Annotated in this window: 10 protein-coding genes and 1 pseudogene; 5 read left to right on the plus strand and 6 right to left on the minus strand. The window is 44.4% G+C overall.

The annotated features are described in order from the left end of the window. Nucleotides 1–140, minus strand: a pseudogene (locus KB557_RS06110) (photosystem II q(b) protein); the annotation flags it as partial. Between the two features lie 144 nt (nucleotides 141–284). On the opposite strand from KB557_RS06110, the gene KB557_RS06115 reads away from it, so the two are divergent. Together KB557_RS06115 and KB557_RS06120 are read left to right on the plus strand one after the other, a co-directional pair. After that, entirely contained in the window at nucleotides 285–1595 is a 1311-nt protein-coding gene (locus KB557_RS06115) for a cytochrome P450 (protein ID WP_255132329.1), read from the plus strand. Then, nucleotides 1596–2033, plus strand: coding sequence for a tryptophan-rich sensory protein (locus KB557_RS06120; protein ID WP_255132331.1), 438 nt, complete (start codon nucleotides 1596–1598; stop codon nucleotides 2031–2033). Nucleotides 2034–2081: 48 nt separating this feature from the next. On the opposite strand, the gene KB557_RS06125 is transcribed toward KB557_RS06120, so the two are convergent. The 3 genes from KB557_RS06125 to KB557_RS06135 form a co-directional block, all read right to left on the minus strand. Then, a complete protein-coding gene (locus tag KB557_RS06125; RefSeq protein WP_255132333.1) occupies nucleotides 2082–2297 on the minus strand; it encodes a hypothetical protein in 216 nt (71 codons plus the stop codon). Between the two features lie 63 nt (nucleotides 2298–2360). Beyond that, nucleotides 2361–3572: a formate-dependent phosphoribosylglycinamide formyltransferase gene (purT, locus tag KB557_RS06130; protein ID WP_255132335.1), complete on the minus strand. Its 1212-nt coding sequence runs from the start codon at nucleotides 3570–3572 to the stop codon at nucleotides 2361–2363. A gap of 41 nt (nucleotides 3573–3613) precedes the next feature. Beyond that, entirely contained in the window at nucleotides 3614–4861 is a 1248-nt protein-coding gene (locus KB557_RS06135; protein ID WP_255132338.1) for a hypothetical protein, read from the minus strand. 67 nt (nucleotides 4862–4928) lie between these two features. Between KB557_RS06135 and KB557_RS06140 the strand changes: the two genes are divergently transcribed. Continuing rightward, nucleotides 4929–6044 carry an ABC transporter substrate-binding protein gene (locus tag KB557_RS06140; RefSeq protein ID WP_255132346.1) on the plus strand — a complete coding sequence of 372 codons (1116 nt, stop codon included), beginning with the start codon at nucleotides 4929–4931 and terminating at the stop codon, nucleotides 6042–6044. Between the two features lie 5 nt (nucleotides 6045–6049). Here the strand turns inward: KB557_RS06140 and KB557_RS06145 are convergent, their stop codons facing one another. Next, nucleotides 6050–7057, minus strand: coding sequence for an NAD(P)-dependent alcohol dehydrogenase (locus KB557_RS06145; RefSeq protein ID WP_255132340.1), 1008 nt, complete (start codon nucleotides 7055–7057; stop codon nucleotides 6050–6052). A 52-nt stretch (nucleotides 7058–7109) separates the two neighbouring features. Here KB557_RS06145 and KB557_RS06150 point away from each other — a divergent pair, with 52 nt between their 5' ends. Continuing rightward, nucleotides 7110–8795 (plus strand): protein adenylyltransferase SelO family protein, encoded by a 1686-nt coding sequence (locus KB557_RS06150; protein ID WP_255132342.1) that lies wholly within the window; start codon nucleotides 7110–7112, stop codon nucleotides 8793–8795. 66 nt (nucleotides 8796–8861) lie between these two features. Next, nucleotides 8862–9338 carry a cupin domain-containing protein gene (locus KB557_RS06155; RefSeq protein WP_255132345.1) on the plus strand — a complete coding sequence of 159 codons (477 nt, stop codon included), beginning with the start codon at nucleotides 8862–8864 and terminating at the stop codon, nucleotides 9336–9338. A gap of 23 nt (nucleotides 9339–9361) precedes the next feature. Here the strand turns inward: KB557_RS06155 and KB557_RS06160 are convergent. Next, nucleotides 9362–10177, minus strand: an 816-nt coding sequence (locus KB557_RS06160; RefSeq protein WP_315856202.1) for an alpha/beta fold hydrolase, incomplete at its 5' end; no start/stop codon positions are given.

A 10177-nucleotide genomic window follows, 5' to 3' on the forward strand; every position in this document is an offset into this window, starting at 1 on the left:
CAGGTAGTAGCAGCAAGCAGGGTGGGGATCATCAATACACCGAACCAACCCACATAGAGGCGGTTGTCGGTGCTGGTGACCCACTCACAGAACTGCTGCCATACAGAAGCGCTGGAGCGCTGCTGAATTGTGGTTTGCATGAGTTCGGGTGGGGAGTGTGGCCCGAAGGCCGATATAGATGCCGGTATTCCGACAAAACAAATGTAACAGAACATTGCGGGAAAGTAAATGATCCGCTGCCCAGCTGAGCTTGTTAGGGTCGAATTAGGCCTTAAAGCTGGGAAATGATTGATAAATCAGAGCTTCTACCACTGCCCAGTACCCCTGCTGTAAGCGGCGTTATGGAAACGCTTGCCTTTTTTCGAGATCCCGATTTCGCCCAATCACGCTTTGAGCGCTACGGCGATGTATACGAAACAAGCCTGCTCGGCCAGCGCACAGTTTTTATTCGCGGTGAGAAGGCAATCAACGACCTTTTCAACCAAGCTGAAGCTGTGGAGGGTTGGTGGCCAGAAAGTGTAAAAAAACTGCTGGGGTCTTTATCGCTTGCAAACAGAAATGGTGCAGGCCACAAAGCGCGGCGCCGTGTGGTGGGGCAACTTTTTACAAGCGCTGCTTTAAATCGCTACAGCCCAACGATTGTGCTCTTAGTTGAAGCGCTCAATCACGATCTACTAACTACGAATTCACCAGTGGCATTGGTGCCAAAACTAAGGAGGTTTGCTTTCAGTGTTATTGCGAACACGGTATTGGGATTAGATCAAGCTGATTGCAACGCTCTATTTATAGATTTTGAAACCTGGTGCGAAGGTTTGTTCTCCATACCGATTGCTATTCCGGGCAGCCCATATGCAAAAGCATTTCAAGCCCGTAAAAGACTTATGCGGAGAATTAGTTCTGTATTAGAAAAAGCTCAAACCACATCAATGGGAGGTCTTGATCTTCTAGCCGGGGGCCTTGATGAGGCTGGGATTCCACTAACTGATGAAGATTTAGCTGAACAATTGCTACTGCTTTTATTTGCAGGATACGAAACAACTGCATCATCGCTCAGCTGCCTTGTATTAAGCCTGCTGCAAAATCCAACGGATTTAAACTGGTTATTAGAAGAACTTGTAAATCTAGCTTGGCCTCCAATTGAAGGCAATGAAGCAATTGAATACGACGCTCAAAGAGCACCGAGGCTTGAAGCGGTTATTAAAGAAGTAATGCGATTAACACCTCCAGTTGGCGGCTTCTTTCGGATCACAAAAGAGGCGATCGCTTTGGCTGGGGTATTGGTGCCTCCAAATCGAGTGGTGCAGGTGAGCATTGCTGCAAGCCAGCGCAGTGGCACTGCTTCCACAGACCTAAACAAATTTCGGCCACAACGACATTTAGAAAAGGAAACAAAAGTAACGCTGTTGCCCTTTGGGGGTGGCGAAAGAGTATGCCTAGGCAAATCGCTTGCAGAACTTGAAATAAGGTTGCTTACAGTTGGACTGCTTAAAAATATCCATCTATCATTATTTCCAAATCAAAATCTAACACTTAAATTAATACCAAGCCCTTCTCCAGAAGATGAATTGCTAGTGGAAGCATCTCCACTAATTTAGATGATTGCTGCAATATCAATCCTGCTGGTAATAATCATAGTGGGGGGCATCTTAAATCCAAGTAAAAAGGAGTTTGCTTGGTTTATGAACTTAAAACGACCGGCTTGGCTTAATTTCGAACGATTTATACCGCTAATTTGGATTTTTATTTATGGTTGCTTCTATTTTTCAGCCTTAACGGCATGGTATAAAAGCTGGAATCCATTTATAATGCTATTATATTTAATCCTGTTGCTGTTGGTGCAAAGCTATACATTAGTTATGTGTAAACAAAGAAAGATCAAAACTGGAACCTTAATAGCATTTGCAGGTTGGCTGTGGGGAGGTGTTTTACTAACACAGGTAATTCAGATTTCAATAATTTCCGCAGTTTTACTAATTCCCTTTCTGTTATGGAGCCCAATCGGAACGCTTGTTACGTGGCAGATGCAAAAATAAACTAAGAACAAATTAACAACAAACTAACACGCCATAATATTAAGCTATTTAATATTTTAAAGCGGCGGCAAGATTCTCCTTAGCCATTGCCAATGCTTCTAGGCAAGTATCTCTATCGTCTTTATCAATCTCACCTTGATCACCGCGTAAACGCTGTTCAAGAAATTCAATTTCTTCTTGCCAGTGCTCAGCGCCCAAATCAGCAATGGATGCTGCTGAATCATCGTCGTTATCACCATCTAAATAAAAGTCGTCGTCTTTCATTTGAATTTGGGGTAGTGAAACTCAAAGGAATTATGCCGCACAGCTGGTGATTTTGGCATTGCTTCAACTGCTAAGCACCTTGATCTGCGCTGCAGCATTGTCTGCCTTACGCCTGGCATCTGCCTCATTAGCACCTCGCGCGAGAGCCACACCCATGCGGCGATGGGGCCTTGCTTCGGATTTTCCAAATAACAACACCTGAGTATCGATCTCAGCTAGTGCTGCTGCCACGCCTCCATAGCTAACCGATGCTGAATTCTCATGGGCGAGAATAACTCTGCTAGCAGAAGAACCAAGGCTATAAATTGTAGGAATTGGTAAACCCAATATTGCCCTTAGATGAAGTTCAAATTGACTTAAATTCTGGCCTATCAAAGTAACTAAGCCTGTATCGTGAGGCCTTGGAGAAAGTTCTGAAAAAATCAGCTCATACTGCGAATCAGCAGCGTTACTAGCAACTGATCTACACAAAAAAAACTCCACCCCAAACAAGCCTGCTCCACCTAAATTATTAGTAACAGCTATCGCCATTGCCTGCGCTTTCTTTAGGCAAGCCTCTGGAATCTGAGCGGGCTGCCAGCTGCATTGGTAATCACCACGCTCTTGAATATGTGCAATCGGCGGACAAAATAATGTTGGTCCGTTCCATTGCTTCACCGTTAATAGGGTAATTTCAAGTTCAAAGCGAATAAATTCCTCAACTATTACAAGTTCTCCTTCGCCGCGAGCACCTGCCATAGCAAAGTCCCAAGCAGCAGATATCGCCTCAGGTGTTTCTACCACGCTCTGCCCTTTACCTGATGAACTCATTACAGGCTTCACCACCACAGGAAAGCCAAGCTTTTCAGCCGCTGCAGCAAGCTCTGCGCGGTTGTTGGCATAAGCAAACCCTGCCGTACGCAGCCCAAGGTCTGTTGCCGCAAGATTACGAATTCGATCACGATTCATCGTTACCGAAGTGGCACGAGCGGTGGGGATAACAGTGATACCTTCAGCTTCAAGCTCAGCTAACGCATCCACCGCTAGAGCCTCAATTTCTGGGATCACCAAATCAGGCTGATATTTACGCACTACCGCCTTAAGGGCATCTGGATTTCCCATCACCACAACTTCAGCCAGATCAGCAACTTGCATAGCGGGAGCATCTGCATAACTATCTACTGCGATTACACGGCAACCAAGGCGCTGCGCCGCGATAGCAACCTCCTTACCCAGCTCACCACTGCCAAGCAACATCAGCGTGAGGGGAAATGTATCTGGAATCCTTAGAGCCATAGTTGAGGAGTTTATATAATAAAGCATGAAGCAATTGAAAGCTATCCGATCGAAAAACTAGCAACATTAGGAATTGTAATCCAACATATCGCAATCGCAGATCCGCCTATTAAAGTAACAAGAAGCGGCCAAGTATCATCCAAACGGTGCAGATGCTTGAGTAAAGCTGCCTTGGCGATTGGATCTTCGATATCTTCAATATCAGCATAGCGACGACCAATCCAAAGAACTAATACAAAAGCAGCTAGCGTTACTATATAGGAAACTATATAAACCTGATCAAGGAAAGTAAGAAAAGGCAAAACGGGAAGATCAGCCCGGTAAGTTTGTTGCAGAAAAACAAGGGTTAGCAGTACAGTAACCGGGATGCTTGCGCGGGCATCTTGCTCATCAGCACGCACCTTAAATACTAAGAGCACCATAGACATTAATACAACCAATGGAAGCAATAAACGCCATACAGAAGCCCATGATGATGTACCAAAAGAAATTTCAAAAAGTACAACACTGTAATCGCTTTCATCCCCACCCTGCCCAAAATTTGTTGCATATTGATGACGATATTCAGCAATAGACCAGCCTTGATTTAGCCAACCAAGAATTCGAGCATTGAAACCAATTCCGCTATTACGAATATCGGGGTCTAAGCGAAGTGTCTTGTAATTTAAACTGCCATCATTATCATCCGGTTCAATAAATAAAGGCAAACTGATGCTCATGAATGGAAAACGTCGGAAATTTGCCTGATCGATTAGATATTGACCACGGTAGGTAAAAAGCTGATAATAATCGCCATTAGCTAACTTCTTTGCACCATCACCTACCGGAGTAAGTTCTGAACTTGGAGGCTGAGTAGAACTAGTAAGTGTATTAAGGAAACTAAAGCGTTGATTAATTGAAACCCCTTCTGCCTCAAGGTAGCGCTGTAATGATTCACCCCATGTCATCCAGATATACCCCCCGGAGGCATAACTGGGGATACTCAAATCAAGCTCAGATGTTGTATTCGCATAAACACCAACCTGGGCCCAATATGGAGCATTATCCAGAGCAATCCGATCAACCTGCGCTTCACTGGCATTAAGTAGATCGCCGCGTAAGGTGCTCCAGCCGCTGGGGGGCAATTGTTTTGGATCTATGTTCAGAGCCCGAGATGAACTTGTAAGACGCACTTCATCCCTTGATTCCAAAGGAACCACATCGATTCGGCTGATCGCAACTAAGGCCAGGATTGCAGCAACTACTATTGAAAAGATGGATAAAAAATTCCAGCGACGGCTCCTTCCCACCAAAATGAAGCGAAAATTTGGTTTTACTTTAGGTGCAGATTGGCTTTTATCGTTATTTCTAGTGTCAATGCTTATATCGCCGCCCCTAGGGCGTTCCGCTCCTCGATTGCAACAAGAGAAAACTCCTGAATCAGAACTAATTATTGGCCGGTCGGCACCTTTTAGTGGTTTATCTGCCCAAACAGCTAAGGATTATCAAGATGGAATACTTGCCTGGTTTTCAGAAGTTAATCGCAATGGCGGAATTCACAAACGCAAGCTTCGCTTGGTAAGTATTGATGATAATTATAAACCAGCTCGAACTCTAGCCAATACCCATCAATTAATTCACCGAGAAAAAGCTATCGCACTTATTGGATTTTTTGGTACACCAAATTCTAAATTAGTTATACCTCTAATTGAAAAAGTTGGAATCCCATTTGTGGCTCCCGTTACTGGAGCCAGAGATATTTTAAATCCATATAGGCCCATGGTGTTTAACCTAAGAGCAAGTTATCAAGCTGAAATCGACAAAATTATCAACCATTTAGTTCGTGATGCCCGGCATAGAATAGCTATATTTCACGTAACCGATGCCTATGGGATTGACGGGCTTCGTTCTGCAAAGATTGCACTTGCGCGCCACAATTTAAAGCCCGTTTTGGTATCGAGTTTGCCACGAAACTCTATTGATACATATCAAGTGGCACAAAAAATTGTTAAGGCAAAAGCCAATGCGGTACTAAGCATAAACACATTTGCCACCTCGGCTTCACTAAGCCGCAACCTTTCAAGCCTGGGCAGTAGGGCCCAGCTGATGAACCTTTCACCGGTTGGAATTGAAGGCCTGCAAGATGCTCTACCCGGCGGGCGGGCAGATGGGATTGGAATCTCTCAAGTGTTTCCTTTCCCTTGGAATCGCAGAGTTCCCGTGATAGCCCAATATCAGGAAATGATGCAACGTCAGAAGGTTAATGCTCATTATGGCTATACAAGTTTGGAAGGTTTTTTAGCTGCTCGCTGGCTCACTGCTGCATTAGAGAAAGCGGGCCCAAACCCGAGCCGGGAAAAGTTAGCAGAGGCCTTCCGAAAACTGGGTAATTTAGATCTTGGCGGTTTTAAATTGCATTTAAAACCAGGCAGTAATCAAGCAAGTCAACTGGTTGAACTAACCTTTTTAAAATCGCAACGCTGGGGGCCCTAACCAAACTATTTAATTTCATGCATATCGAGTACAAAACGGTATCGCACATCGCCGCGACGCAATCGTTCAATTGCTTCATTAACGCGATCTATAGGCAGATGTTCCACTTGCGCACGAATGTTGTGACGTACGCAGAATTCCACCATTTTAAGAAGACTTGCTGGCGATGAGGTGGGGCTGCCGGTGATTGAACGCCTCGCCATGATCAAATCAAAAGCATTTAGATGAATTGGATCAAGCACAGCACCTAGTTGGTGCAGTTTTCCGCGGGGGGCAAGGGAAGCCATCACCGCAGACCAATTAAGCGGTTTATTAACAGTGTTTATAACAAGATCAAACCGTCCGGCCTGATCTGCAAGTTGATCAATACTTTTTACCTGGTGAGCTCCAAAACTAATTGCCTCGTTGGCCTTAGCTAAATTTGTAGTGATTGCTGTTACTTCGCAGCCCCAGGCCCGTGCAAATTGAAGTGCTAAGTGGCCCAAGCCGCCAATACCGATTACGGCCACATGGGCGGTGGGCGAAATAGCTTCGTCAATAAATGGAGAAAAAACAGTTATTCCGGCGCAAAAAAGCGGACCGGCATCTGCGGGATCCATTCCCTTTGGCAGGGGAATTGTCCAGTCTTGTTTTGCAGTTACATGGCTAGCAAAGCCCCCCGAACGGCCAACGATTGTGGCCTCCAGAGATGAACAAAGATTGCCTGTGCCGCCTAAGCATTGGCAGCAATGGGAACAGCTGCCACTTATCCAGCCCAGCCCTCGCAACTGACCAATCACTCCAGGATCAACTCCAGCACCAACACTCACAACGCGACCCACCACCTCATGGCCTGGGATTAGGGGAAAACTGGTCATGCCCCAGTGGTTATCAAGCATTGAGATATCGCTATGGCATAAGCCGCAATGCAACACTTGAAGCACTAGTTCATCAGTTGCGGGCGCATGCAGAACAGCTTTCTGCCGCTCCAAAGGCGCGCACGCTTCTCGGGATTGCCATGTTGTGATATTCAACGTTTTGGCTGCAATACATTTACAATTTAACGCACGTGAGGATTGATCGAATATGGAGATATCAGTAAAAACAACAACATTTGAAGAATTTGCTCAACATGCCAACTATTCCCTTCTGGATTCACTAACACCAGACCCTCAAGCCACATGGGATGGTGATGATCACATGCCCCGACAAGTGTTTTCTGGGCACTACGTGCCGGTAACACCCACACCGCTAGCCGCGCCGAAATATGTGGCACATAGCAAAACATTATTTAATGAGTTAGGCCTCAGCGATGCCCTTGCTCAAAACGAACAATTCCGCAATCTATTTTCCGGAAACATCAAAGCAGCACAAGCACCAATACGTGGCTACGGCTGGGCAACGGGTTACGCGCTATCGATCTACGCCAGTGAATACACGCAGCAATGTCCATTTGGAACTGGAAACGGCTACGGCGATGGACGGGCTATTTCGATATTTGAGGGTTTGTTTAATGGCAAACGCTGGGAGATGCAACTAAAGGGGGGCGGTAGAACCCCCTATTGCCGCGGGGCGGATGGGCGCGCAGTGCTCCGCTCCAGTGTGCGGGAGTTTTTAGCCCAAGAATTTATGCACGCCCTGGGAATACCAACCTCACGCTCATTAACGCTGTACGTATCACAAGTTGAAACAGTGCGCCGTGGATGGTATTCAGAAAATTCACAATCGCTCGATCCAGATATTTTGGTAGATACACCCGCCGCAATTACAACACGTGTAGCGCCTTCCTTCCTGCGCGTGGGCCAACTGGAATTATTTGCCCGTCGTGCCCGCAGCAAGGCTCATCCAAATGCTCAAAATGAGCTGAAGATGATTGCGGAACACCTAATTGAGCGCAATTACCGGCAGGAAATTGATCCAGGCCTGGATTTCAGTAATCAAGTAATTGAGCTGGCAACTTTATTCCGCTCAAGGCTCACGAAACTTGTTGCTAATTGGATCCGTGTGGGCTACTGCCAAGGTAATTTCAACAGCGACAACTGCGCGGCCGGGGGCTTCACCCTCGACTACGGACCCTTTGGCTTTTGCGAGCAGTTTGATCCCAGTTTTCAACCCTGGACCGGAGGCGGAGAGCATTTCGCATTTTTTAATCAAACTTTTGCGGCAGAAGCTAATTTTGAAATGTTTTGGAAATCCCTGAGGCAGCTGCTAGATGGCGACGCTCAGAACCTGGCCCAGCTAGATCAAATTCGAGAGGAATTTGCAGAAGTAATGCAACAAGAAATTGAGGCAATGTGGGTAAAAAAACTCGGTTTAAACAGCTACAACAGCTTGCTTGTTAATGAATTATTGGAACTAATGATAATATCAAAAATAGATTACACAGTCTTTTTCCGCAGGCTATCTGTAATCCCTGAGGATCTCTCAATGTTAAAAGAAAGCTTTTACATGCCTAGCTCAGAGCAGCTAGATGCACGATGGAACAATTGGCTACAAAATTGGCATCTTCAATTGAAGGGCTGCAATGATCTGGGCGCCAGATCTGCAGCTATGCAAAGCAGCAACCCAAATATAACCTGGCGAGAATGGCTTATTGCTCCAGCATACGAAAAAGCTGCGCAAGGAGATTACAGCCTGATCAAGGAGTTGCAAGATGTGTTTAGCAATCCTTACAAAGAACAATCAAAAGAATTAGAATCAAAATATAATGTAATGAAGCCGAAACAATTCTTTAATCTTGGCGGAATATCCCACTACAGCTGTTCATCCTGAGTTGGAACATCTTGATTTGACAAAAAATTAAGTGTTTGATAGATTGAGAGAAATCCAACAAATGCCATGTTTGAAAATTCTTTTTTAAAAGCGGCCACGGCCGGCATATTTATTTCTGCTGTTTTTGCTAGCCCATCGATAGCGCAACCTGAATTAGGCAAAGATAATGGCAAAAAACCATGGGCAGTAAATATTGAGAAATTAACGGCAGCAAATGATAATTTTCGTAGCACAATGTGGACAGGTAAAAATCTTCAGTTAACTGTTATGTCGCTCAAGCCAGGCGAGGAAATAGGATTAGAAAAACATGATGTGGGGGATCAGTTTATCCGCGTTGAGCAAGGTAATGCCCGCGTTGTAATGGGAGCGATGAAAAATAAAATGACTTTTGACAAAAATGTATCAGACGATTGGGCAATACTAATTCCTAGCGGCTTTTGGCACAATATTATTAACAAGGGAAATAATACCCTCAAGCTTTATGTTTTATATGCTCCCCCTGAGCACCCTGATGGAACAGTAGACAAAACATTTAAAAAATAATTGCCGTTTAGCCGATATTACAATTATTCTATTGCTGAGCTTACAGGAGAAGAACCTAAATTCATAAATGATTTCTCATTCGCGAGTATGCTATTTAAACTTATTTCAGATTCCAATAAACAGGCATGACCACTGCTTGGCAATATAACCATTTTAGCATTAGGCAAATAGTTGATTAATTTATTTGCCTCTTCTACAGAGGGGAGCAATCGATCAGCGCCAGACGCTAAAACTAAAACGGGATTCTTTATTTTATGCAATGGTAAATGTTCCAAAACAAAACTGTTTAATAATAAAATTCTCCATATAGCGCTAGAAGATCTAACAGATTGCATGGCTTTTAGCAGGGATTGTCTACTATGACTATTAACTCTTCTTGATTCAATAAGGAGAGGAATAAGCGCAAATGTAGACAAATGGTAAAGTGAGTTAGGCAACCAATGGGATACGGAAGCTCCCCAACCAAGGAATGGCCGTCGCCTAAAAGAAGAAGCCGGATTAATTAAAACTAAACGATCACATAGATCCGGATAGTGCGCTGCATATTTAAGGGCTAAACAACCACCAAACGATTCGCCACAAAGTATTATGGGTCGTGAAGGTAATAATTTTCGCTCATTGTGGATAAGTTTTGCTAAAATTTCTACGAGTTCATTCCAATCGGTAAAATCATCCAACGGTATCGAAAGACAGCGAATATCATATAAAACCGATAATTCAGGCAACTGAAATTTAATCAACTCGCCGGAACCATCCATTCCAGGTAAATAAACTAATAATGGAAGCAGAGGATTTAATGGGCAAGGAGTTAGAAAATTCAAGAGATTTGTCATAAAAAA

The organism is Synechococcus sp. Cruz CV12-2-Slac-r, assembly GCF_024346075.1.
Taxonomy (GTDB): domain Bacteria; phylum Cyanobacteriota; class Cyanobacteriia; order PCC-6307; family Cyanobiaceae; genus Synechococcus_D.